The organism is Clostridioides sp. ES-S-0001-03 (assembly GCF_020676075.1).
In the GTDB taxonomy this organism is placed as follows: domain Bacteria; phylum Bacillota; class Clostridia; order Peptostreptococcales; family Peptostreptococcaceae; genus Clostridioides.
The window spans coordinates 1-368 of the sequence record NZ_JACVWJ010000041.1; the positions used below are offsets into that span (position 1 = coordinate 1).

The following is a 368-nucleotide window of genomic DNA, read 5'->3' on the forward strand; positions in this document are numbered from 1 at the left end:
AGTCAAAGTCATGTGCCTTACCGACTTGGCTAATCCCCAATATATATGTGGTGAGCGCACAGGGATTCGAACCCCGGACACACGCCTTAGAAGGGCGTTGCTCTATCCAGCTGAGCTATGCACCCACATTGCAATATAAACATAAATTTGGAGCGGGAAACGAGATTCGAACTCGCGACTTCAACCTTGGCAAGGTTGCGCTCTACCACTGAACTATTCCCGCTCGTTTATTAAATTAAATAAAAATGGTGCGGATGAAGGGAGTCGAACCCCCACGCCAATGGCGCTAGATCCTAAGTCTAGTGCGTCTGCCAATTCCGCCACATCCGCGCATTTTTTTGGTGGAGGATGGTGGATTCGAACCACCG

At 49.5% G+C, this 368-nt stretch carries 3 tRNA genes; all 3 read right to left on the reverse strand.

Features of this window, described 5'->3' with window-relative positions:
• Nucleotides 1–48 precede the first annotated feature (48 nt).
• Nucleotides 49–125 (reverse strand) — tRNA-Arg (locus IC174_RS20815).
• A gap of 23 nt (nucleotides 126–148) precedes the next feature.
• A tRNA-Gly gene (locus IC174_RS20820) sits at nucleotides 149–223 on the reverse strand.
• Between the two features lie 23 nt (nucleotides 224–246).
• A tRNA-Leu gene (locus IC174_RS20825) sits at nucleotides 247–330 on the reverse strand.
• Between the last annotated feature and the right edge of the window lie 38 nt (nucleotides 331–368).